The 25,672-nt window shown below is 33.2% G+C and carries 20 protein-coding genes and 1 pseudogene; 4 read left to right on the plus strand and 17 right to left on the minus strand.

From position 1 onward, the window contains the following. The first annotated feature begins 779 nt into the window (after positions 1-779). The 3 genes and pseudogenes from ACFFLS_RS11885 to ACFFLS_RS11895 all read left to right on the plus strand — a co-directional run bounded on the left by ACFFLS_RS11885 (position 780) and on the right by ACFFLS_RS11895 (position 5,502). Positions 780-2,837, plus strand: coding sequence for a hypothetical protein (locus ACFFLS_RS11885; protein ID WP_379689395.1), 2,058 nt, complete (start codon positions 780-782; stop codon positions 2,835-2,837). Between the two features lie 825 nt (positions 2,838-3,662). Next, positions 3,663-4,827: pseudogene (locus tag ACFFLS_RS11890) on the plus strand (IS3 family transposase). Between the two features lie 72 nt (positions 4,828-4,899). Beyond that, positions 4,900-5,502, plus strand: a complete 603-nt coding sequence (locus ACFFLS_RS11895; RefSeq protein WP_379686654.1) for an IS3 family transposase — start codon at positions 4,900-4,902, stop codon at positions 5,500-5,502. Positions 5,503-6,240: 738 nt separating this feature from the next. Here the strand turns inward: ACFFLS_RS11895 and ACFFLS_RS11900 are convergent. From ACFFLS_RS11900 to ACFFLS_RS11940, 9 genes are all read right to left on the minus strand, one after another. Next, complete coding sequence (locus ACFFLS_RS11900; protein ID WP_379686652.1) at positions 6,241-7,680, minus strand: MutH/Sau3AI family endonuclease; 1,440 nt, start codon at positions 7,678-7,680, stop codon at positions 6,241-6,243. A 136-nt stretch (positions 7,681-7,816) separates the two neighbouring features. Beyond that, positions 7,817-8,050, minus strand: coding sequence for a hypothetical protein (locus ACFFLS_RS11905; protein WP_379686651.1), 234 nt, complete (start codon positions 8,048-8,050; stop codon positions 7,817-7,819). A gap of 125 nt (positions 8,051-8,175) precedes the next feature. After that, complete coding sequence (locus ACFFLS_RS11910) at positions 8,176-8,643, minus strand: hypothetical protein (protein ID WP_379686649.1); 468 nt, start codon at positions 8,641-8,643, stop codon at positions 8,176-8,178. After that, positions 8,640-9,224 carry a hypothetical protein gene (locus tag ACFFLS_RS11915; protein ID WP_379686648.1) on the minus strand — a complete coding sequence of 195 codons (585 nt, stop codon included), beginning with the start codon at positions 9,222-9,224 and terminating at the stop codon, positions 8,640-8,642. The genes ACFFLS_RS11910 and ACFFLS_RS11915 overlap by 4 nt, the downstream gene beginning before the upstream one ends. Continuing rightward, a complete protein-coding gene (locus tag ACFFLS_RS11920; protein WP_379686647.1) occupies positions 9,211-10,551 on the minus strand; it encodes a hypothetical protein in 1,341 nt (446 codons plus the stop codon). The genes ACFFLS_RS11915 and ACFFLS_RS11920 overlap by 14 nt, the downstream gene beginning before the upstream one ends. Positions 10,552-10,850: 299 nt before the next feature. Continuing rightward, positions 10,851-11,042, minus strand: a complete 192-nt coding sequence (locus ACFFLS_RS11925) for a DDE-type integrase/transposase/recombinase (RefSeq protein ID WP_379687688.1) — start codon at positions 11,040-11,042, stop codon at positions 10,851-10,853. A gap of 852 nt (positions 11,043-11,894) precedes the next feature. After that, entirely contained in the window at positions 11,895-12,227 is a 333-nt protein-coding gene (locus ACFFLS_RS11930) for a helix-turn-helix domain-containing protein (RefSeq protein ID WP_379686646.1), read from the minus strand. 86 nt (positions 12,228-12,313) lie between these two features. Continuing rightward, complete coding sequence (locus tag ACFFLS_RS11935; protein ID WP_379686645.1) at positions 12,314-13,948, minus strand: recombinase family protein; 1,635 nt, start codon at positions 13,946-13,948, stop codon at positions 12,314-12,316. Continuing rightward, a complete protein-coding gene (locus ACFFLS_RS11940; protein WP_379686643.1) occupies positions 13,945-14,115 on the minus strand; it encodes a hypothetical protein in 171 nt (56 codons plus the stop codon). Before ACFFLS_RS11940 ends, ACFFLS_RS11935 begins: the two co-directional genes overlap by 4 nt. A gap of 257 nt (positions 14,116-14,372) precedes the next feature. Between ACFFLS_RS11940 and ACFFLS_RS11945 the strand changes: the two genes are divergently transcribed. After that, positions 14,373-15,893: a haloacid dehalogenase-like anti-phage phosphatase MisB gene (locus ACFFLS_RS11945; RefSeq protein WP_379686642.1), complete on the plus strand. Its 1,521-nt coding sequence runs from the start codon at positions 14,373-14,375 to the stop codon at positions 15,891-15,893. Between the two features lie 53 nt (positions 15,894-15,946). Here the strand turns inward: ACFFLS_RS11945 and ACFFLS_RS11950 are convergent, their stop codons facing one another. The 8 genes from ACFFLS_RS11950 to ACFFLS_RS11985 form a co-directional block, all read right to left on the minus strand. Next, positions 15,947-16,588 carry an HNH endonuclease gene (locus ACFFLS_RS11950; RefSeq protein WP_379686641.1) on the minus strand — a complete coding sequence of 214 codons (642 nt, stop codon included), beginning with the start codon at positions 16,586-16,588 and terminating at the stop codon, positions 15,947-15,949. A gap of 1 nt (position 16,589) precedes the next feature. Next, a complete protein-coding gene (locus ACFFLS_RS11955) occupies positions 16,590-17,240 on the minus strand; it encodes a hypothetical protein (protein ID WP_379686639.1) in 651 nt (216 codons plus the stop codon). A 3-nt stretch (positions 17,241-17,243) separates the two neighbouring features. Next, positions 17,244-19,412, minus strand: coding sequence for a sensor histidine kinase (locus ACFFLS_RS11960; protein ID WP_379686637.1), 2,169 nt, complete (start codon positions 19,410-19,412; stop codon positions 17,244-17,246). A gap of 244 nt (positions 19,413-19,656) precedes the next feature. Continuing rightward, the gene (locus ACFFLS_RS11965; RefSeq protein ID WP_379686636.1) at positions 19,657-21,324 is read right to left on the minus strand and encodes an Eco57I restriction-modification methylase domain-containing protein; all 1,668 of its coding nucleotides are present in this window, start codon (positions 21,322-21,324) and stop codon (positions 19,657-19,659) included. A gap of 4 nt (positions 21,325-21,328) precedes the next feature. After that, positions 21,329-21,958: an HNH endonuclease gene (locus tag ACFFLS_RS11970; RefSeq protein ID WP_379686635.1), complete on the minus strand. Its 630-nt coding sequence runs from the start codon at positions 21,956-21,958 to the stop codon at positions 21,329-21,331. Next, on the minus strand, positions 21,955-22,623 hold the full coding sequence (locus ACFFLS_RS11975; RefSeq protein ID WP_379686633.1) for a hypothetical protein: 669 nt from the start codon (positions 22,621-22,623) through the stop codon (positions 21,955-21,957). The genes ACFFLS_RS11970 and ACFFLS_RS11975 overlap by 4 nt, the downstream gene beginning before the upstream one ends. Positions 22,624-22,629: 6 nt before the next feature. Then, positions 22,630-25,053, minus strand: coding sequence for an ATP-binding protein (locus tag ACFFLS_RS11980; RefSeq protein WP_379686631.1), 2,424 nt, complete (start codon positions 25,051-25,053; stop codon positions 22,630-22,632). A 249-nt stretch (positions 25,054-25,302) separates the two neighbouring features. After that, positions 25,303-25,524 carry a helix-turn-helix domain-containing protein gene (locus ACFFLS_RS11985; protein WP_379686630.1) on the minus strand — a complete coding sequence of 74 codons (222 nt, stop codon included), beginning with the start codon at positions 25,522-25,524 and terminating at the stop codon, positions 25,303-25,305. Positions 25,525-25,672 lie beyond the last annotated feature (148 nt).

Genomic DNA, 25,672 nt, shown 5'->3' on the forward strand with positions numbered 1-25,672 from the left:
TTTTATGTATAAACAATGAGGACATGTAAACCAACATGATTTAAAGAAATCGCTCAAAAATTCATCTTCTTTAAATCAGCTGTAAAATGGTTCGAAAATTGTCCCGTTAGGCTACTAAAAAAATGCAAAGCCTGAGAAATATATGTTTCTCAGGCTTTTTGTAGGTTCGACAAATACATCCCTATTTTGTATTGAAATATCAAAGCCTGTAAATCCTACGAAAATTGGTTAGAGTCCTGTTAAGTCAAACTGAATATTGAAGTTATTATTAGCATACGTTTAAACTGGAGTTGCCTTCAATTTTGCCACAAAACGTTAAGGCGGCTTTTAAAGATATTTGACCATTCTAAGTTTTGTGGCAGAATCGTGGCACATTGATATTTGAAAAATTAAAAATCAACTAAAATCAAATGCTGCTAAGTTTAGGTTCGAAACTTTTAGAGCAGGTATTAATGGTAACGGAAAACACTTATCCTAAATTCTGCATTTAATCTTAAATATCATCCTCTAAAATCAATTATATCAAAAAGATTAATGACAATCCATATTCATGATTTAATCAAAAACTTTATATATTGATAAATTAAACATCTTTTAAAAAACAGTATTAGGTTTATGCATAAAAAACACGTACAAACACTTAGTTCAAATACATATATTATCATTAATTTCACTTTACAGAGATGCTTTAACCGCCTAATTTAAAATAAAGTAAGCCACACACACTAACATTCATTAATATGCTGAAAAACTATTTTTTAATTACATTTTTTTCTATCATGTCCTTTCAAGTTCAAGCTCAAAAGATATCGCTTAAAAAGATAATGAAATCGGGTGAAAAGGTGGCTAGAAATGTCGGTCGAACCGTTGAAAAAGGCGTACGAGATTTGAACAAAACCACTGGCATTGCAATACATGATCTCGCAAAAACGACAGGAAAAGCCGCTGAAGACACCAGAAAGACAATTGAAAAAGGTCTTGCTGACGCGTCAAGAGAATCAGGGCGAGCAGGAAAAAACATTGTTGCCGAAACGGGAAGAGTTGGCAATAATACAGTTGACATCTTTAAAGCTCTTGAAAAATTTACTGAAAAAAATATTGACGGGACTTTGGATCTTGCCAAATCAACGGAACAGCGAATCAGAGAAGGAAAACTGCTCGACGCAGTATTTCATGTTGCATTAGATCCGCTTACAACACAGGAAGAAGCAGCATTTTTAGCAACCCAGCAAAGTGGATACCTCAATACAGCTGGTGCGGTAGCCGCGGGTGTTTATGGAGGTCCAGGAGGTTCTGCTGCCTACGCTGCATGGCAGACATACAGAATTTCTGGCGGTAATGCAGAACTGGCTCTAAGGGCAGGCATCATAAGTGGACTTTCAAGCGCAGCCTTAAAAGGGATAGGAGAAATAGATGCAAGCCAAACAATAGAGATGATTGAAAAATCTGCACTTGCAGGTGCAGTTGGCGGGCTTGCAATTGCAGCAAGCGGCGGCGATGAACAGGATATAAAAAATGGCTTTATTCTTGGTGGAGGAATGGTTCTTATTCAAGACATTTATAAAAATTACACAAAGCATCCTTTGGATCCATCTCCAGCGACAGGTGAACCTTATTGCACTTCTCCATTTGACAAAGAGAGTTGCGCAATTCTCAAAAGTGCCAATCGAGTAGAGAACGGCAAAAAAGTTTTTGATACGTCAAAACTTAATAGAAACGCAAGTCATGTTGGAACAGGCGCCAATCCAGATGCACCTCTTAAATTTGGTGAAAAGATTCCTTGGAGCTCAGACCAATCTCCACTAATGCGAAGTGCCGCTAAAGTACCAGGCATGAACGCGATGGGACTTTTTCACGACAAACTCGTAGTTAGCTGGGCAATTAGTGAAAATATAGGCAACCAGCTTACTATATATCCTGCAATGCTTTTCACATATATGGGAACGGATGGAGGGCTAACTGCAAAAATTGCCGAAGTAAATGCAGAAAACAGTCAATCCTATACTCAAAGCAGAAACTCCGAGAAACTAGATGCGAAAACAGCAGATGAACAGCCAGTAACAAATACCTTAACAATCACAGACAACCAAGGTAGGAATTATACAATTATGAACAATACTGTCTATAACAGCTGGGGACAAAAAATCGAAACTCAAAATCTGCCAAATGAAGTATTAGTTAAGATTACCCAGGCGCAACCCAGCAAACCTCCAGTAAGTGTAATGTATGATTTTTCCAATCCTGGACCAAAATTGGCTCAAATCCCAGCTGATATTCCATGCGGGTTTAACGGCAGAACAGATGCTTATGTAGCATTGCCGTCGTTGGAATTTGGCAAAAAATATCTAAATAATAAGGATTGGGAGGACTATGGCATGAAAAAAATGCTTACCTCAAAACATAGAAGTGCTCCTATCGGATCTATTATATATGCCAGAAATATTGAGAACGGCGCACTAGTAAGAACTTATGTAATAGGCAAGCTTTCTCAGCTGGAAATCGACTCAGGGGCGACAATTGTGCTGTCAGATCCTGCGCGACAGCAACTAGGAATTAACGGCGATACTTTCTGGGTAGAAACGGATTACGAAGATATTGGCGTAGAAACGTTGACTTTTAAACAGGGAGAACGAAGAAAAATTGCATTTGATAATTTAAGGAACGGAAAGTGGACTCTTAGAATATTTGATGATTTTAAAACTTTATACACCTTAAAGGATTACCAAAATACTTTGGAGATCAATCTTCCAATAGGCCAATACGGATTTGATTTAGTAGATGAATCGCCTTTACAAACTTACAGAGAATACAGTGGAATATTAGTAGTAATGCCATGAAACAACGGCTCGAAATTAGGATAAAATCACATTCTTTTGCAGTAGTCAGGCAGTATTTATTTGCAGCATTCGATAGCTTAGCATTAGTAGCTCCAAAAAATAATTTGAGTCCTATAGGACAGATGTTAATATCTTAGCAAAAAACCATTTATAAAAAAATCTTTAAAAATATCGCATTTTGCATCGTGCGACATCAAGCATTTTATTATTTAGGCATAGAAAAGCCTTCCGCATCTAAAAACAACAAATAATGCAGTTGCCTCCTTTTTTGCCACAAAAAGCTAAGGCGAATTCAAGGAAAAAAATGTTGCAATTCTATACGTTTGACTTTTGTGGCAGAATCGTGGCACATAGTGTTTGAAGTTGCCTTCAATTTTGCCACAAAAATTTAAGGCTGTTTTTAAGATATTTCACCATTCTAAGTTTTGTAGCAAAATTGTGGCATATTGCATTTTTGAAAAACAGAAATCCCGGAAAACAAAGCTACAAAAAGCTTAGGTTCGAAACTTATACAAAAAATGAATTGTTTGTCAGCGACATATTAGGATTAATGCAAATGAAAAAAATGTAAATTCATAAATTCAAGATAAAAACTTTTATTAAATCTAAAATTAAGTAGAAAATTCTTTTTCAAAAAAATTTCAGACACCTATCAGCAACATCCTTTCTTAAATTTTTGTCTTCCTTGTTCATAAAACATAACTTAATCGCTATCTTTCTATTATCTTCCATTCCAGTGCTTATTTCTGTTTCTAATCAGATTAAGTCTATAAAGTTTTTTAGACTTAGTTTCAATTACCCGAAAATTAAAACTCTATTTAACTTATGAAGGCAAAGTACCAAAAATTTGACCGCGTCTTTAAAGAGGACGCAATTAGGCTAAGCTATGAAAAAAATAGTATTAAAAAATCAGCAGAATATCTTCGCATACATCCAAGCCTGATCTGCCGATGGAGAAAGGAATATCAAAAATTCGGAGAAGGAAGCTTTCCTGGATCGGGATGCGACAGAATTCATCCAGACAACAAAAGAATATTCGATCTCTATAAAAAATCAAAGGAATCAGAACTCAGATATGAAATCTTAAAAAATGCAGCTGTTCATCTCCATCAGGGAAATCTGCCAATTTACCAATTTATAAAAGCGAACGAACACAGATATTCTATATTGAAAATGTGTGAAATTTTAGAGGTCGGCCACGGAAGATATAATAGATGGAAAACAACCGGCCTCTCAAAAAAAAAAGCAGTACATAACTTTACTGAAAAAAGATATCGCCATCATATTTTTACGTTTCAAGAAACATTACGGACGAAATAAAATTACTGATGAGCTGCATAAGCTTGGATATAAAATATGCCCGAAGCAGGTCGCTTTTTATATGAGACAGATGGGGTTAAGAAGAATTGCCAAAAGAAAATTCAAGATAACGACCAATTCGATTCACAACAACAACATTGCCGCCAATGTCTTAAACCGGAAGTTTCAGGTAAATGCTCCTTCTGAAGTTTGGGTTTCCGACATTACTTATATCCAGACCAGCAGAGGTTTTCTATATCTGACTATAATTATGGATCTGTATGACAGGAAGATTGTCGGCTGGAGTCTGAGCTGCAGGCTCTTCACCCGGACAACAACACTGCCCGCATTGGAGATGGCCGTCGTCAACCGCAAGATTTCAAAGGGCATTCTGTTTCACTCTGACAGAGGTGTCCAATATGCCAGCAGAGCTTTCATCACTAAGCTCGATTCTTATCAATTCGCAAGAAGCATGAGCCGCAAAGGGACCAGCATTGACAATGCAGTTGCCGAAAGTTTCTTCAATACATTAAAAAGAGAATTAATACACAGGAAACGCAAACTCATAAGGCAGGAGCTTATGAAACTAGAAATAGCTGAATTCATTGAAAATTGGTACAATAAAAAAAGAATCCATTCCGCATTAGACTATAAAACGATAGAACAGTTTAATGCAGGCCACGGCTTATAAAAACTTTAAGATATCACTGAACTATTGAATCATCTATGGAATATAAACAAGGATAACAGTTAAATGCGGGCAATGAAGAAATACAGGAAAAAATATGACTATGCATTTAAAGAGAGGGCCGTTCTTCTGAGCTATGAAAGAAGCAGCACCAGTCTGGCCAGATTAGAAAAAGAACTTGGCCTGTACACAGCGGCCTTAAGCTCGTGGCGCAGAGAATATGAAAAATTCAACAGCAGGGATGGCAAAGCAAATGATTATTTAAAGGTAAATCTTGAAAGACAAAGAATTCTGGAGCTGGAAAAAAAAACTAAAAAGTCAGAATTAAAATTTGAAATCTTAAAAAATGCAAGCAGATATCTGAATGAGAAGAGAGAGCTGCTTTTTCAATTTATGGCCGCCAATGAAAAAAAGTACCCTATCAGACTAATGTGCGAGGTGCTTGGCCAGAACAGAACCACCTATCGCCTATGGAAAAAACCAATAAATACAGAAAAAAAAGAAAGAAAAAATGCAATAAAGAAAGAGATAAAGCGTATTTTTTTTGAATTTAGGCAGCGGTACGGGTGTCAGCGCATTGCCATAGTGCTGCAAAATGCAGGCTATCAAATATCTTACAGCACCGTATACGAATACATGAAGGAACTGGGGCTGGCAAGTCCCATAAAAAAGAATTAACGAGAGCTGGAGTAGATACCCTTTCTGCGTCCAAAAACCTAGGCCCTTAAAATTCGGATAAATTAAAGCCTAAGTAAACGAATAACATGTGTCGCTGCTAATTCACTGTATTCCTATCAGCTACACAAATGAATATTTAATATATACAGAATTTGATGCACAATTGTTTGATTAAGATTTTGGAGCTGGGCTCCAAAAGTGCCACAGAAAGCCAAGGCGAATTTAAAAGCAGTTTGCATTTCAAATTTTGTGGCAATCCTGGTGTCTAAGTCTTAACAGTACGTTTTGCCTCCCTATCTTTTCAAGTTCATTGCAAAGAAATCTTAAACCGAAAAAACCTTTAAGCGGGGTCGATGCTCAAAGGCTTTCAATTTATAACATTAGGATCTTGTCCATCAGGAAAATCTATTGCTGAGTTTCGTTATCAGGATATACTATAATGGTAAATAAACAAAATAATTATAAAAGTAATTTTTATAATTATATGTTCTAGATAAGTCATCACATTAAATATGCCTCCATAATTTACGTTGAATTCTGTGGCCGGGATTGATGCCTGTTCTGCCAGAAAAGCCTAAGGCCGCTGCTTCAAAAAAATTAATGCTATTGACTGATTGTAGAGTTCTCGCAGCCAATCAGTTGTACTAAATGTCCTGGTTTACTTCAATTCCCTTACTACACAAATCAGAACACTAAATGAATCTGGAGCTAATCAATTAGCCGAACCTGGAGAAAAATCTAAGCCTTGATTTTGGATTCGACGAAACTTTTGTTCAGCCAGAAACTCTGCCAAGAAATACGGATTCTTTTTTGGGTGAGATTGTAGTATGGCAAATCTATATCGCTCGAATCATTGGCATGGGGACGTATATGTATGATCGTTGTATTGCTGGATTTCAAAAGGTTGTTTTCCTGCATCTGTTTCGTGCCGCGTCTGATCGTTTGTAGTTTCACCCCTTTTTTTACGATTTCCTGGGCTTCTCTCCATTCCTTCCTAATTGTTGACATTTCAGCATCCGAGGCTTTCCAGTACACCGTTTTCCCTACAATCCATGTCTTCCAGTCCTTGTATCTCTTTTTTGTTTTTCCGTCTTTGACATATGCCTCTTTCTCTTTGATGATAGGTATGAAAATGAAGCCGCTTGATATGATGCTTCTGAAAGCCGATTCTCCGCATTCTTCATTTTCTTCGATATCCCATTTCTCCTCAATCAAGTCTACAAGGCTGAATCTAGGGAAGGACATGGCCTCCCATGGCCTGTTGTTGGCGTCTACGGGTACTGTCTTCATGACAATGCCGTTTTCCTCTAATTCCAGTATCTTCTCATTGTCGGCAATCTTCAATACCCGATTGATCAGAAGGCGGAAGGATGATTTCGCATCAGGTGAAAAACTCAGATCATATTCCTTTACGATAGCTGCCAGGCTCTTGCCTTGTAGCTCATTGTTCAGCTTTTGCAGAACAAAGTCTTCCGGCTTTGCATTTTCATTCAGCCCTAGCGAAGCATATTGCTGGTTCGTCTTTTTTTCATAGAAGAACTTCATATAGCTGTTTTTCAGGCTGTAGCTTCTCTGTTTTGCATGCTTGTCTCTGCCATACGGAATTTGTCTGCCGGTTCCCGATGTGCAGGCTCCTAAGATTTTGCCGTCGCCTTCCGAGATATTGTCAGCAGTTTCAGCAATTACTTTGTCCCTTATCCGTTCCCAATCCTCTTTTACCGTTTCTTCGTCTTCATGTTCGACTTCATACAAGATAGTTCCTCTGAAAATGAATTCTTCCCAGTCACGGTATGTTTTTCCCGTCGGGTGCTCGTAAAGGAGAAAAAGTATTTTTTCCATCTTTCTTCTCAGTTCGCAGGTAGCCCATTCCTCCCTAATAATGCCATTATAGCTGAGTGATTTTATTTTTGAGCGCTCTTTGGGCTGGATCTGCTGGCCGTTCTTTCTTAGTGGCAGGGCTTTCAGCTCCACATTGATGTCTTTGATATCAGGATTCGGATTTGAATTTGGTGCGTTCCCTATAACTGCCTCCAATACCTGGCCGGCAATTCCCTTATTGGTTGCAAGATTGATTTCTGGATGGTTTTTCCTGACATACTCATGCAGATCCCCTAGTTTTGAATTTTTGAATTGCCTATAAAATTCCTGTAACCCTTCAATGTCCTCAAATTGTTCCATTTCTTTCTATTTTTTAATGAGCTGCCTATTCTTTCACTGATTTAAAGCGGTTCTGTCGTGTCTGGCATGTAAATCCGAAAGGAATCAGGACTCGGAAAATTATGTCAATTTACAAAATGATTTGAACAATTTATTTTCATTTATCTTCGTTAAAGTGAAAGGAAAAAGTTATAATCCATGTACTGTTGAGTTCTAATTCAATCAACAGTGCAAATTTAAACACCCAGCGCTGAATCGTTGCACGATCAACTTCTATTCCATGCATTGTCATTATTTCCTTAACATCTCTGTAACTCAACCTAAATCTCAATTTCAAATAAACTGGTCGAAGAATAATAGCTTTGGGATAACAACGACCCGTGGTATTCATGTAATGTATTTTGAAGCTCTAAAGATAATAGTTATAAAACAGATGCGACAGAACCTTTTAATCTAAGAGATAATTACAATTTAATCGATTCGCAAACAATATTTTCGTATTCTTACTCTTAATTCTTAAATTCTATTCCTCATTGAAGTTAGCCACGAGAAAGCACTTTTAATGTTCAGATTGTATTCACGGCTGTCTCTTAGCACAAGCAAAACCAACTTCAATCTGTCTTTTTTTTCAAGGCTGGGTAATATCTTTAGTAGTTGACTTGAACGAACTTTATCTCTCCAAATGCGATGCATGATTGCCAAAATAATTATCAAAGTTCCTATACAAGTTAAAATAGTATAGTTATTTTTGATGTCTATCAACATTTTTGAAATTATTACAGCAGCGACTGCAATTAATATAATATACATTGCCAAGAGAAGAAAATCGGATTTTTCATTTCCTAATTTTAATTTTTCAAAAACTTCTGTATCAGATTTATCGATGGCTATATTTTCTTCATCGATTTCTGTAACATTGGAACCTAAATCATGAACAACGCCATTTTCACTAAGATAGTTGCTTAATATGGTATCTATTTTCATTTAAATATGTTTTTAAATTCTTTGCCTGAAACCTGTAACCCTTCCAGATATGTTAATTTTTGCTCGTCAAGAAGTTGAAAGAAATAACGATAAAAAATACACCATGCCCCTGCATAACTTGGAATATTCAAATTACTGTGTTTAATAATTGAATTGGGTCTTGATATACCCAATGTTTCTCCTAACTCTTTGCAAGTGCAAACGTTTAAATCAACTATAAATCTGCCATCCTCAGGAAATACATTCAAGAAATCGTCAGCACAATGAAAACCATCAAACAATTCAACCCTGCCATTTGACCAATGTGCAAACAAAATCAAAACTTTCTTACCTGAAGTAAAAAAATCACTTAGATCACTATAAGAGAACTCTTCCTTAATCTGAAATCCAATACTTCTACCTGATTTAAGGAATTTCATCGGATTTATTGTATCAATTTGGTAAAGTGGCCAAACTATATGCTTTGAAAAATCAGCAATAGGATTTAGCCTTTGATTTCTTCGAATACTACTTTTGTTAAGAGGGATTGCAAATGCAACTACACAATCAACAGGCCTAATTATTGTCTCAGTTATAAACATAGAATTCAATATTATTAACTCTGTTTTCTGAACTATTTTGGGAAATATGCATCGAACTATAATTAGCGGTCAACTTGGCTTTTATAGCTCTACCAGGAAATGCTTTCTTTGCTACAAGCTTAGCCTCTTGATAAGTATCGGTAATTGATTTCTGAGATTCCGTTCCTACCAATTTTGCGAAAACGGCTCGAATTTTTTCGAGCACAGATTTATTTTTTGAGGTTACGATTGCCTCTTCATCACGATAGCCTACATTATAACTAACCTCGAATTTATAATTATCAGAATAATAAATCTTTTCAACTTCTCTTACAGTTTTTATCTCAGGTGAATTGAAAGTTAAAGGCCTTAAAAGGTCGACTTTACTTAAGACTACATTTTCAACTAGGGTAATTTTTGAAAGTTGTAGATTTGTTATAAGGGCATTTTTTTTGTCTACAGGAAATGTTTCGTCAATTAAGACGTAAGCATTCTTTTCATTATTAATTATAGATTGAAGATCACTTAAACTTTTGGTAAGAAGAGGTGCAACTGAACCATTATCTAAGCAATAATACGATAAGCCATCTTTGGTGAATTGGCGTAAATAAAAAACGTTTCGCGATGTACTTTCCATAATTTCCTGCATTATCAATTTGGAGGAAAGCAAATTAAGAAGAGCATAATCATAGATTTCGCCATGTTCACGCTTATCTACCAAAGTTTGGTCCTTAATGCCATTTGAATTTAAAAAATCGCGGCGTCTCTTCAAATAATCGTCCAATTTCAGGCTCTCATTTTCATGTATTATTTTAATTTTCAGCAATATATCCTTGTAATTATAAAGATAATCTTTATAAGATTGAGAAAACCATATATATTGTTGTTTGGGGATTTGCAAATCAGTTGGTGAATGATTTAGTCCAGTAGTTTCCTTTAAAACATTAGTACTTTTATTGTCGCTGAGCACGAAATCCTTATCAACAATCAATCTAACTTTTTCCTTAGTATTATTTTTAACCAACATATACATTATGCCTGAATCGCTATGTGAATAAGTGAAGGAAATTAGATTTTTTGATAATGCGTCATTAACGGAATATCTTTGATTTCCAATCATTATGATTTGATCGCTTCCAAGAGCAACCCTGTCATAAGAGGTTCCTTCATAAGTTGTAATAGATTTGTCAAGACAATACGTTTTCAATTGTGAAGTTCCCGTCGGACCTATTTCATATATACCAGTTGGAATACCCAGTGGCTGAACATTCTGTGAAATAAGAATTTTCGGAATAAAAACTAGAATCAAACAAAATGCCCGCAAAAGAAAAGTACTTACTTTATTCATAACGAGAAAAGTTTAAGTATTATTTAAATATATTATTCTGTTGCATTTGCTATGCAAATCCAAAAGAAATCTGCAACCCAAAAATTATGGCAGTCAATTTACAAAATGATTTATGCGATTCTTTCTCAACATACGCACAACTTCAATTCCACTCAAAATCCTTTTAACAAACTCAAAATTTTCAAACCCAAACCGTTTTGTATCCTCCATTTTTTAAAGCGATAACCCTATTCAACAATTTTGTCGAGATATTTACCCTGCCTAATCTTTATATTCTAAAACGAGTGTTTGTTGCAAACCTATATTGCGCTTGTGTTAGAGCCGCTTTTGCCTGTATTAATTACAGTTGTCTGGGAGTTATTATTTATTGCTTCAATTAGGAGGGACTGGGCACTCCTTCTTTGTAATATTTTGGTCAGAAGAAAATCAACCGTATAGCTCAACTTATCAACAACTCGATATAAGTAACACCAGATTCCTTCATCCTTTATAAAATTTTAATCCATTCGCAGCAGCTCTTATTCTGTTCTTTCTCTTTTTGATTTCCGATTTAATCAAATGTACAAATTTAAAAACCCAATGCTGAATACTCGCATAATCAACTTGTATTCCACGTATTTTCAGCATTTCCTCAAAATCCTTGTAACTCAATGTAAATCTCAATTTGAAATAAACAACCTGAAGAATAACAACTTTGCTATAACCAATGATATTTGGTATTCATTTAATATATTTAGAAGCTCTACAGATAATAGTTATCAAACAGATGCAAAAGAACCAAATAGCATATTATCCTATAGAAACTTACATAAAAATACAACAGAAAATTTAATATGTAGCACGTAAAAATACGTATTTTCAAAATGGTGAATTTATTCTTTTTTCGTAAATTGGTTTTAAAAGTTTTACCCAATATATATCTAGAAATACTTCCTGTTTTTTGGTGGAGTTGACTTTAATTTTACCACAAAAAGTTAAGGCAGTTTTTAAGATATTTGACAATTCTAAGTTTTGTGTCAGAATCATGGTGCATGGTGTTTTTGAAATCAGGAAATCCCGAAAAATAAAGTTGCAAAAAGCTTAGGATCGAAATTTATACATTACTAGGAGTAAAAAGAAAAACAACTAACTAACTAACTAACTAACTAACTAACTAACTAACTAACAAAGAAAGTAAGGAGGAAATTGTTAAAGAGCGCTTCTAAGTTTTTTGACTAACGCAGATTCTTAGTGCGGGGATCAGTTCCGGAAATTCACTTTCCAGAATTTGCAAGGTATGCATTGATAAGAGGTACAAATGGGGTACAAATAAAAAAACTGCAAAAAATATGCAGTTATTAATTTTAATATCTTTTATCTAACCTGTTATTTACTTCTTTTTGGATTTCTGCTATAGTCTTAATTCGCCCAGACTTAATCCAGTCAAGCAGTTCAGTCTTTTGGAAATAAAGACGCTTGCCCTTTTTGCTTACGGGCAGTTCATTCCTGCATACTTTAGAATATATAGTAGCAACTGAAAGCTTCAAAAGTTTTGAAGCATCCTGGATTGTAAGCAAATCATCATCAATCTCTTTTTCCGCTTGTGCACTATTTTTTAGAATCCTTTCAATATTTTCTATTCTTAAAGAAAGGGTTCCTAAAATATCAGGCAAATCTTCGAATTTATATGGCTTCATAATATCTCTAAGTTTTCTGATGCAAATAAGCTTCGCATCTTTATTAATTTTGCTTCTTTAAAGTTAGCTTTAAGCAAAGTACTTGTTTAAGCAACATTATCTAAACAACTACATTCCAAAACATTAAAAGACAATTCTTTAAAAATTGAAACCTTTTTAAAATTATCTAAAAAATGATGGTTTGGAATTTGTATCGTTGGGGTCACTACTCGGGACAAAAGAAAAATATCATCTTTTGTTCCGTTTTTTTTTGCCCGTAACCTATTATTTACCAAATAGATACAGTTGACCATTTCATTGATCCGGGCGGTGCGGATTTTCTTTTCTTCAAATGTGAAATTTTCGGGAAAAATTAAACCAATCATCTCCCTGGAATCAGCTAAAGTCCCATTTTCAAAGGTCTCGCCGAGTTTTATAAGGTTTTCCAGTCCTGAGTTCGTTAACTGCTCTATATTAGCTCTGTCATCCTCTACATTTCCAATCTCTTTTTCCAGCTTGCTTATAACAGCATTGTACTCCGCTTTCATGAGATTATAATCTTCAGGATCTATTTTCTCTGTAACCAGCAAATTTCTGGCAACTGATAATTTCTTTTCATAAACTGCAATCTGTTCAAGCGATTTCTTCTTCTCATTGGCGACCATGCCTGTATGCTCTCTGTAAGCTTCAAGCAGAACTGCCGTGTATAATTTCTTTACTTCTGCTAAAGGTTTTAATTTATTTAAATGTTCTTTAAATATTTTATTAACTACCTCTGAGTTTATTCTCCATCTGCAATCTTTATCACAGTGATAATAGTAATAATATTTACTCCTCCCTTTGCATTTGCTTCCCGTTAACTTCTGGCCGCACTTTGGGCAGAGAAAAAATCCCCGCAGGGGAAAATTCTCAATAGTCTTAATTTTAGGCCTGTATGTACGAGCTTTGCTGTCAAGAACATCCTGCACACGATAAAACAATCCCTCGCTTACAATTGCATCATGCTGTCCTGCAACCCACTTTTCCTCTTCATCCTTGTATTTGGGAACAACTATTTTTCCGCAGTAAAGCGGATTTCTTAGAATCACCCATAAATTGCTCTTAGATAAGACAAGTCCTTTATCTTTGGACATCTGGTAAATAGACTCGGTACTGAAGACATTTCTTGCAACCTGTTCGAATATCCAAATAAGTTTTGCCGCTTTCTCCGGTACAATGGCAATATATTTCTTTCCATCCTCAGTAACCTTATTTGCATATCCATAAGGCGCCATCCCCATATGCCTCCCCTCCTTCTTCCCGCGCCTAAGACCTTGAAAGGTATTTAATGCCCGGCGGTCATTTTCAACCTCGGGTGCAGCCAGATAAAATGCAAGCATCATTTTATTCTCCGGAACGCTTAAATCAAGGGGCTGCTCTATAGCCTGAGGCTCTACACCCAATTTTCTTAAAACATTGATCATTTGGTAAGCGTCACCCGCATTACGGCTGAACCTGTCCCACTTCATGAAAAGAACCAGATTAATTTTATTTTTATGTTTCTTCACATCAGCCAGAAATTTTTTCCATTGAGGCCTGTTGAAGGTCTTGGCCGAATGATCTTCATATATTACATTGCGTATCTGTATATGATTTATACTGCAATATTTTCTCAGCATTTCCTCCTGACTGCGCTGTGAGAAGCCTTTTTCAGCCTGCTCGTCCGTACTTACACGAATATATAAGTCTGCTATCCTGCTCATTCTGTTTTATTTAAATATTTCAACACGGCGATATTAGCGATTATTCTCAAGAAATGCAAGATTTCCTCTGCCTGTTCAATAGTAACGTCTAACCCCTCAGATCTAAGCATTTGTAAAGCTTTTTCCGGTGTTAACTTTGAATTACTATAGTCGATATCTTTTTCCATAATTGCACTTTTTAAAATTCATAGAAATGTAATTTAAGAGAAGAAAAGATTCAAACTTGTTTTTAGCATTTCTTGTCCTCACAAGGAAGCCTCTTACTAGCTTGAACTATTTACACGCTGAAAATTTATTAGGGATTACATAGTTAAAATTTATGATTTAAAGATACTCTCAATAAGAAAGAGATTCTGGAAAAATCATATTAATCTAATTGATTATAGATAAAAAATATTAATTTAGTTCCAAAAGAAAAAGAACTATGAGTATGCATACTATTAAAAATTGTGTTGTAACAGATTTAGATGATACAATTTGGGATTGGCTCACAATGTGGCATAGTTCTTTTCATCCTTATTTTAATGAAATTTTAGATTTTTCTGGAATTGATGAAGACAATTTGAAACTTGATTTTAAAAAGTTACACCAAAAATATAATACTACAGAAGTCTCTTTTGCTTTTAGCGAACTTGAACTATTGAGTGATGAACAAAAGGAAAAAATTATCAAGAAACCTTTAGTTGGTAAAAGTATTATACACAAATATAACAGCAACAAAAAATCAAATTTAAAAATGTATGATGGTGTTTTAAAAACACTTTTACAATTAAAATCTCAAGGAGTACTTATTATAGGATTCACCGAATCAAATGCATTTTTCACTAAATATAGACTCAAACATTTAGATCTTGATGGCATTTTTGATTGTATTTATACCCCATTAGATACTGGTGTACCACAAAGTGTTGAAAGGGTTTACGACGATGGACATTGGGAGCCATTAAAGACGGAAATTAGATATTTGTCAAAGACAATTAAAAAACCTGATAGTGAAATTCTCGGTATAATTTTAAGAGATTTTCAAGTTCCAAAAGAAAATGCCATTTACATTGGTGATAAAATAGACCGTGATATTAGAATGGCAAACGACGCAAAAATCACAAGTGTATATGCAAAATATGGAAGCGAAATAAGTAACGATAAGTACCAGCTTTTAAAAGAAGTTACTCATTGGTCACAGGAAGATGTTAACAGAGAGGCAGAATTTCAACAAAGACATTTCAATGATGAAGTTAAGGCAGATGTAATTTTAGAAAAGTCATTCAGCGAACTGCTTAATCACTTCTTATTTACCTCATTTTATAAGAAAACAGATAAAGATCTAATCCCAAATATCATTTCTATTTGGAGCGATATTGTAAAAGTACAGCAACACTTTAATGATATTGGCCTTAGAATACGAAATCTTGCTCTAACAGCCTTTACTTTTATTATTGCAACTTTGGGATACATAATAAAAGAAAATATTGCCTTTACAATTGCTGGTTATGAAGTTAATGGCATAACTGTTTTTAGTTTTATAGGGGGCGTAATAATCATGTGTTTCTTTTTCATGGACAGATACTGGTACCATAAGTTTTTATTAGGAGCAGTAAATCAAGCTACAATTATAGAAAATAAATGGCACAAAATTATTCCTGAAATAGGATTAAGTAATTCCATAACAAAGCAGAGTGGCTTTAACATTTCCTTTTTTGGATTCAAAGCAGTATTAAATTCTAAAAAACGCTTTTGGTTCTTTTATGGGCCATTAATTTTAATATTCATCACATTTTTTATGTTCTCCTTCTGTCTTGATAATGACAAGAATTTAATTGAGAAACAAAAATTAGATATCAAAATTAAAGATCTTCAAAAGAAAAACGACAGCCTACAAAAAGAAACAGGAAAATCAGAAACTTACATAAAGGTATTGGAAGGTATAAAAATAACGCCTAAATAATTTCCAATTTAATATATGGAATATATTTTCTATTGCTAAGATTTCTTTAATAATTACCTCCTCACTTGTACAATTGTATAAGGGTTGACTGTCTGTAATTTAATTTGAAGTTGACTTATTTCTCTCATGGCGGATGTAGCTTTAATAAATAAGTCCATGACTCTAATCCTTTCCTCCTGAGAGGCATTGGACATTCTTAATTCAATATTCTCTAACAATTGATAATTTAAGCGCATTTTCTCCATTAGTCCAAAAAATTTTCTTTCATTAACTAACTGGGGTCTATTTAGATAAAGTTTTTCAACTACATATTTAGTCGTTTTCCTTAAACCTTCGACAAATCCTGTTTCGTAGTCAACCATCATATAATCACTGTAATTTACAATTAAAGGATCAGGATAAAAAGGCTTTTCATAAACATCATCTGGATCGTTTGGCCAATCATTTCCTTTAAAACAATTGCATATTGAACATGAATAAAATAAATTCGAATAGGTATTTTTAAGCTTATCATATTTTGATTTTGGCTTGTAATGCTCGACATGGAAATTTCTAATACCACCAAATCTGCTTTCATGAATACAGCAATAAATACATCGATGCTCAGCTTCTCTTGATAAATCTTCTTTGCACTCTTGATATAATCTTTCTGTAAGAAGATTTTCCGGGCTCTTTACTATAATTTTCCAATTCATGTTATTTAAGTTCTGAGTTTATTTTTTCCAGTATATCTTCAAAATTCTTAACTTTTGAAGAAAATTCGTGAAGCCATGCCTCAGCTGAAGAACTATCTACTTTATGGGTAAGCATCAGAAAATCACGAATATCATCCGCTTCATTTTTGATTTCATCCGAAACATCGCCATTTTGATCGGCCATAAAATCTGCTATTTCTGATAAGCGGTCTTTCTTTTCAGTATATTTTCTGTAAAAGTCCTCACCTGATTTAATAAATAAATTTACAAATTCGTCTCTTCTCTCTTGAAATTCGTCTTTGGAAAGTATAAAATTATAATACTTATAATTGTCGTTTAAATCCGGTTCTCTTTTTGCTGCGGTTATGCAAAAAATTGGAAGTTCAGGAAAAGCATCTCTCAATATAATTACAACATTATGCCCCAAATAATTGACTACTGTTGATTCATTTAATTTTTCATCTATAATAAGAATTGAAATTTCATTTTCTGAAATCCAGCCAATATATTCATTTATATCTTTAAATGGCTCTATATCTATTATATCCCACTCCTGTTTCTCCTTACCATTAGCTAAAAGAGGAACACGAAGCGAAAGCTTAAGACTTGTCCTAGTAACTTCTCTGTCATCAATTAAACCTATATATCTCATATCTTAAATTATTTCGATTGGCAACCAAATCTCAAATTTTGCTCCATAAAGCTCTCTATCTCTTCCTACTTGAATAAATCCATTCATTTCATCAACAATTGATTTTACAATTGTAAGTCCTAAACCAGTTCCATTATGTTTTCTTTCTCCATCTAATTTTGTACTAAAAAGGGGCGAAAAAATCCTATGCATATATTCATCAGGCACTCCGTTTCCGGTATCGCTAACAATTATATTGTAACCTGCCCTAGTATCAATTACTTTCTTAGACAAAACAACTTTAATCTTTCTTTTCTTAGTCTGATTAACACAAAAAGTAAATGCGTTGGTCAAAAGATTAAGAACAATCGATTCTATGTCCATTGAATATGAAACTGCATAAAAATCTTCATATTCCTGGATAAGTTCAATTGATTTTGAATCTAAGGCGGGTTTTATTTGTTTAATTGTTTCTGTCACTACTTTAGAAATCATCCTTTTTCTCTTACTCCTTTTTTCTCTCTCTACCCGTGCCAATGCAAAAGCGCCCCAGCCTGAAACCAGTTTTGCAAGTTCATAAGATTTTGCAAGTTCTGTCGCTACGATATCATTATCAATACCTAAATAATCTTTCGCATTTTTTGAACTGATCTTAAAATTTGAAATTGCGTCCTCAGTTTCATGTCCAAATACTGCAGATGAAATTCCTAAAGTTGCTAAAGCATTTAAAACCCTTTTTTCATCCATCAAGTTTTCAAAAGTAGTCTCTGTCTGTTCAATTGCATGGTTAATTTTATTAATGGTATGAGATAAAGGACTGCCCTTAAAATCTTCAATTAAACCTACATGCGCTTGAATCTTTTCTAAATCTTTTTTAACTTCATTTAACTCTGTAGTTATTAGTTTTATACTATCATAATTAGTTTTACCTTTTTTTTCTGTTTTTTTATCTATGCTTTTTAAAAGCTTAACTCTGTAAGATTCCATAAGAATGACAGCCCCCTCAATTACATTTTTCATAGCAAAAAACGAATCATTTTCAACCAATCCTTCCCTAGCAGAACTGTCTTTTAAATTTGGGTTTGCATCTCTTGAAATAAAAACCGAACCAACTAATTGATTTGGAGAAATTTTATATGTATCCCGTCCAACACCGGCAGGATCTCTTGCTTTTCTCTCAGCTAAATTTAACCAGTCATAACCAAGTACACTCTTAGCAAAACCATATGGCTTAACCACTATATTGTCTCTAAATATTTTAAGTCCTGAATTATTATTTAAAAAATCTCTTAAATCTGTAAGTTTAAAATCAGTACCTGATAGTAATGATGTTTTTTGCACAAACAATGACATTTTTAAAGTAAAAGGCCCACTTTTTAATTTATCTACAGCAATATTAATTACACCTAACTGCTGAAATAATTCATTAATTTTAATGATCTTAAACGTCTCTCCTTTTACATACTTATTTGTAAGGGTGTATAAAATTTCATCTCCTCCTTCATAAACTGCTGTTAAGTCAATCTCTGAAAGTTTATCCATGGCAGAAGAAACTTTTTTCGAGTATTTACTATCAAAATCATTGTATAACTCTATTTCAAACTTTTTATCATCTGATCCTGAAGGCGATATAAAGTAAGATAGTTCATCATATAAATCTTGAATATTCTGGGATGTCCATTTTTCCCTTAAGTCTGTTATTATAATTTCTGTTCCCGAGATTTTTCCATCCTCTCTCCTAGGAAGATTCACAGTTGGATTTAAAATATCTTGAATTTCAATTGAGTCTAGAGATGTTTTATCAACATCAAATTGATCCCAATCAATTGTTAAACCTTGAATTTTATCATCAAGTGATTTCGTTTTCAACTGAACTATTTTACCTAACCGGTCAGTGGCTATCCGCCCTATTCCTTTTTCTCCAGTTTTCCTTCTTCCTTTTTCACTTTTTTTAGAACTCCTTTTTTCTGAATATCCTATAACCAGCCAGTTTTTGTTAATTTCATTTTCAGTCATTCCAAAACCGTTGTCTGCAACTCTTATATAGTTTTCACGAATTTCCACATCAACCTTTGTTGCATCAGCATCATACGCATTTTTAACTAGTTCTGTTAAAGCTGTAGTGTGATTTTTTATACTATCCCTCCCCAGCTGAAGAATAAGCCGTGCATCAATTGTGAAATTTTTTCCCATGTTTTTTTTTATAAATATATAAATTTTAGCTTACAAAATAATAAACATTAATAACTATCAAAATACTTATTAATTGAGTTTAATCATACTATAACTACTGTATTCTAATTGAAAAAATCATCATTGGTCATTAAGTTCCATCACGACATTTCAAAAAAACACACAAAGAGATACAATAAAAAACAAATGAGCTATAATTTTAGCTCATTTGTTTTTTACAAACTTGATTATATGATTTATATCGTTACAGAGAAGATGTTGTATGATTTTTTATTCTTCTATTTACTAACTTAAGTCTAATTTTCCTTAATCTTTCAATATCTACCTCCGAATTTCTAAAAAGAATATTATCTGTATAATCTAAAATTTTATTTATTGGCTCTCCTTTCCTAATTAACAAATCCAATTTATCAAACTGCTTCGTTGTAATATTAGGATAATAAGGAATAGATAAATTTTTAAACTCATTTGGAGTCAATTCTAAAACACCGCCTCCATAAAATCTACCCTCAAGTTCAGCCAGTACAAATGTCAACGAATTATAAAATGAAAATGCTAAATTTTTAATATCATAATTTTGTTTAGTCTCTAATCTGTAAAATGAATCTGTTGCCAACGAATTGGCACTATTTACTATTATTTTAGGAAATAGATGTGATCGCTTGACAAAAACACCTTCAGATTTCCATACACTGGGAACATGATACCAATTTTCTCTCTTAGTCATTTTATATCTTTTATGCAATTCACCTTCGTCATTTCCTATTTTACATTCTCCCTTATTAATATACTCAAGAGAAATCTCATCTAACTCTCCTTTTACTTCATTCGGAAACTGAATGAATGAAACCTTTTGATTGTCTTCAAGCAACTTTAGATAATCAGACTTTTTAAAGTTTAATAGATTTGGCAGTACCGATCCTTTTGAAAGGATGGGTTTAACCAGACCTTCTACTTCATTTAGTTTATTCTGTATAACCTCTGAATTTCTCAAAATGAAATACTCGTTCGCAGCTGAAACTATTCCCACCTGCGCTTTATCACAGAAATACTTAATCGGATGAAATTGATTTTTCAAATTTTCCACGAAATTTAAATCTTCGTCACTTAAAATATAATTAGTCCACTTGTCGAGATTTAATCTGTGTATATTGCTGTGTAATTCCGTAAATTTTGGCTCTTTAAGATCATCAAGATAATCCACCTGATAAAATGAAAAACCATGTTCAGCAATATTTCTGATTCCTTTAACACCTACAACAGCAACAACATCCTGCTGAATCCCATCAAAAATCAATTCATTAAATGCAAAAATCTCCACTCTGTCAAATTCACTTTGGATCAACCTTCTAAGTTCCTTAGTGTAATTAACATGCATTATTTCAGCGGGAATAACAAAACACATTACTCCGTCATTTTCAAGACTCATTATTGCAGATTCAACAAAAGCAGTCCAAATGTTATTTATTTTACCTTTAGATTTAATAAGTGGACTATATTCCCTTATTTTATCATGCACTTCTTCACATTTCAATATCTGTTCCCCTTTCATATTTTTTTTTCTTATATATGGAGGATTTCCAAAAATGAAAGAATACTTTTCTCTTGTGTTTAGGAAAAAATTTAAATAATCTTCATTAACTGATTTTTTTGTAATCTGATCTGATTTTGGAATCAGTTTCATTGTTTTGTTTAATTCTACTTTATCTATATCGCAGACTGTTAATCCAATGGAATTAAATTCGTTGACATTAATACAATTAAACAATGAGGAAATAAATTGCCCATCTCCGCAACTTGGCTCAAGAATTTGCAAATTATCTCTGTTAACGTATTTATTAAATATATGTGAAATTAAGAAATCAGATAAAATTTTAGGAGTATAATATGAGCCTGATTTTTTTTTATCCATTTCTCTATATGCTATTATAATATTCCATTAATTCTTTGTCGTAGATATAATATTCAAGACTGATTTTTTCGGCTTCTTTTTTGATTGCTTTATACTCATCTGAATTTTGATCTCTTTTGTTAAGTTCGATGATGAACCGGTCTAATAATTTTCTTCGTTGATTTAACTCCCATAACAATTTTATAGAACTGCTCCTTTCATCAAACTTAAATGCCGTTTCTGCCATCCATTTTCCAAGAGCCGTTTTCCACATAATTCCGCCATCAGCAGTTCTGTAAAGGTGATGATCAAAATTAACATCACAGGGATCAATAAATCCCTGGTCATTTAAGACTGAAATGGTTTCATCATTCGAAGGCCACTTTGCCAGTTTTTTATTGTTACAGAATTTGCAGGCATAAACAAGATTATCGTACTGGCAGTAGGTAATGATCCCTTTTATTTCAAATAAGGTTTTAGGAATAAAATGGTCTACCTCAAAATATGTATGCCTATAGCCGTCATAAGAACCGCAATAACCGCAGTGGCTATTAAAATCCTCCTTGAGATCCGGTTTATGCTCTGACCAATTCTTTCCCGTTGGGGATTTAGTAGGTGTCTGCCTGCGGACAGGAAGTATGTCTCTTACATTCATTTGCTTTTATTAATTAATGTTTGCAGGAACTCTTCCGCTTCTTTACGATTTTTGGCCAAATTCTCCAGTTTTTCAATTGAAATTAACTGTCTGGGTATTTCCTCCTTTTTGCTTTTATCCAAGTTATTTAGTTCATCTTGAAGTGAAAGAGCTTCATTTTTTTCTGTCGCATTAAGTCCTTCCAATTCTCCTTTCTGAAGAAGAACTGAAAGTGCTTGCTTTCTGGAATCAACATATTTCCTGTATTGCTCAATACTGCGTATGAGCATTTTTATAAATCTGTCTGAATTTGTAGTGTCTTCTTCATCGTCAACAAAAACATCACCTTTATCATAAATAATTTTCCAGTCATCAACATGAGCTTCTGCCTGATCTACATCACTCGTGAAAATTATATGGGGAAAAAGCGGTTTAGTGTTATAAATTAAATTCTCAATTACATCTCCGTTAAAACCGACTACATTTGATTCCTTAAGCTTATAATCAATCAATAATAAATCTATATCTGAATTATAAACTTGCTCCATCAGACTTTCTGGAGTCATATTTTTATAAAATTCATATCCAATGACTTCAAAACCATGAGGGCGTAGATTTCTTGTAAATCTCTTTACCTGCTGCGGATCTTCATCTATATAACCAATCTTGTAAGGTTGCTGTTCCATAATAGTTTAATTTTTTCTTATAGGAAACGTAATTCTAACTGAAAATCCTTTTTCAGGTTCCACAATATCAATGCTTCCATTATTGTCATCTATAACATTTTTAACTAAATACATTCCGAGTCCTGTACCAATTTCATTGCCTTTCTTATCTTTTTTACTTGTTGTAAACGGCAAAAATATTTCTTCCTTCTCTTTGAAGACTTTAGACAATCCGTTACCATTGTCCGAATATATGATTTCAATATCATCGTCAATTAACTGCAAAAATATTGTGATGTTTCTATCCTGCACCTGATGTAAACTATTAAAAGAATCTATTGAATTATTAATCAAATTCGTAAAAATTGTATCTAAATCCATCTCAAATGCGCGAAATGAATAATCAATATCTTTTGTCTTGTCATTCAATATCAGATTAATATCTTTTAATTTGAAAGTTTTTGCCCAAATCGCATCTAATGTCTTTAAATAAGTTGAAAAATTAAGTTTTCCTCTCTTTCTTTTATCCTTTTTCACAGCAGTAAGAGAATAATCAATCCAATGCTTTATTTTTTCCGAATTTTCCTTAAGCAAGTCAATTATATCGTTTCCATCACTGAAATCTATTAATAGCTTATCTTCCTGAGGTGCAAGTTTTTTATATATTCGTTCCAGCAATTTAATTTCTGAAGAATTATTTCTAACCTCCTTCAGCTCATGAGCAAAAGAAGACATTATTAAACCTAAACTTGCGAGCCCTCTTACCTGGACAATTTCCTCATTAAAGAGTTCTTTTGTTTCATCTTCGATAGCTTTAAAAGTATCTTTAAAAGCTTCTTCATATGCTTTTTTCTCTTCTGCTTCTTTCTGTTCAGCAAATAAATCTATTTTTCTATTACTTGTTCCATAGATTTTAATTTCTGCATTCTTTCTTTCCAGTACGATTTTATCAGCCAATAACTCAGCTCTTCTCTGTATTTCTTTCTCCCTTTCCTTCTCTTTTTCTACTGCAAAAAATTTATAAAAAATATTAAGAATTTTTGACCTGTCAAATTCAAATTCATGAATTACTTCAATAATTATATTTTTGAATGTTTCATAAGAATCATTTTCCTGTAAAGCCCCACGGTCAGATTTATCAATTAATAACGGATTATTTTTTCTTGATATCGTTATAATTCCAGCTGTCTGTTCAGGTCTGACTCTCCAGTCTCCAACTCTCTGTCCAGCTCCTGCAGGACTTTGCGCAACTCTTGCACCAAGTTTTAACCAATCATTATCAGGATCTCCATAAGGTCTTACCCTAAATGAGTCTCTGTAGATTTTCACACCTCCAAATTTATCTAAAACACTTCTTCTTTCCCTCTGATTAATTGATTTATACGGATAATTTTCTTTTAAAGAGTTATTATATTTCAAATAATAAAAAGTCAGATCAAATGAACCTACATCTTTCAGCAACTTTATATTAGCTTCATTCAAATCCCACTTTAAAAGAGTATCAATACTTTTAGAATACTTAAAACTTTTCTTTTCTAATGTTTCTAAATCATAGGGCGCTTTAGCATTTTTAAAGAGAGTTGGAAATTTCTTCTTAAGCATCTCAATATCAATCTCATTTCTTATTATCTCAAAATCAACCGAAAGATCATCCGAATTATACTTTGCTGTGAGCTTATAATCATAGTCATTAAAAAAAGCAGTTTCGACTTTTCCAAATTCTTTTGGTTGCTGGATATGCTGAAAAGTAACCTCAAATAAAATATTTAACTCCTTAGGCGGAATTAAGGCTTCTAAACTTTTAAAAACCCCAGCAATTTCATCATCAGACCAATCATCTTTTAAGTTTGATATCCTAAGAATCGTTCCTGTAGTAAAACTACTTTCGTTAACTAGGCTACCAACTTTTAAACTTTCGAAATTATTAGAAATAAATTTAGAAATATCAACGCTACTTTCTGTTAATTCTGCGGTAATTTCAGAAATTGATTTATCTGAATTATCAAACTGTTTCCAGTCCATATTCCAGTTGTAACCTTTCTTATTCTTTGATATTGTCCACATCTCAGCGTTAAAACCAAGTCTATCCAGTGCGAACCTGCCGATTCCCTTTGCTCCTGTCTTTATTCTTTTCTGCTTTGATATAAAATCTGTTTCCTTATTTCCTGTTCCGATTTTCATCCATTGGTTTTCGATGACATCCTTAGTCATGCCTTCACCATTATCAATTATAAAAATCTGGCTTAATTCATTTTTAAGCACTTTTTTTTCCTTACCCTCATTATCTTTTTCTGTTTCGAAAACTATATCAAATACAACGAGGCAATTTTTTGCATCGGCGTCATATGAATTTTTAACTAATTCTATAATAGCTCCCTCAGGATTAGAGAAATTTTCTCTTCCTAATAATTTACCTGCTCTGGCAGAAACAATAAAGGGTACTTTTGTCATTTAACTTTATTCAATTATTTTATTGCAAGTAATCAATTTTCTAATATTAACAAATATATTCTTTTAAATTATTTTAAAGCAATTTCTTTATTAATTTAAAACACAATTTAAGAATTCTCAAGTATAATTTGCTTAAATCAATTGTATAATTGTATTAAAAAAATCACCAATAATTAAATAATTGAACACCCATTAAATTTTTTTGATTATTCAGAACATAAAAAAAGATGCCGAAGCATCTTTTAATTTTTAAAACAAATCTTTTATATCAACCTTTAAGGCTATTGCAATTAAAGTTAAAGTTTTTACAGTTGGATTCGTTTCCCCCCTTTCTATTCTGGCAACCTGATTTACTGACATACCAATTTCAACAGCTAATTTAGATTGAGAATACTGATCTTTATCTTCTCTAATTTTCCTTATAGTAGCTCCAAGCTTCTTTTGTACCTTATTTATCTCTTTTTCTTCCACATGTTAAATTTGCAGTATAAAAAAATATTATTCCTACACATATATGTATAGTTGTTGTTTTTTTTCATTATATTTGTTTTTGAATTTATATATTTGCGATTCTTCACATAAAAATATTTGAAGCATTCGCTTAGAATCTCGACTTGAA

It is taken from the genome of Flavobacterium procerum, from assembly GCF_042431625.1.
Lineage (GTDB): Bacteria > Bacteroidota > Bacteroidia > Flavobacteriales > Flavobacteriaceae > Flavobacterium > Flavobacterium procerum.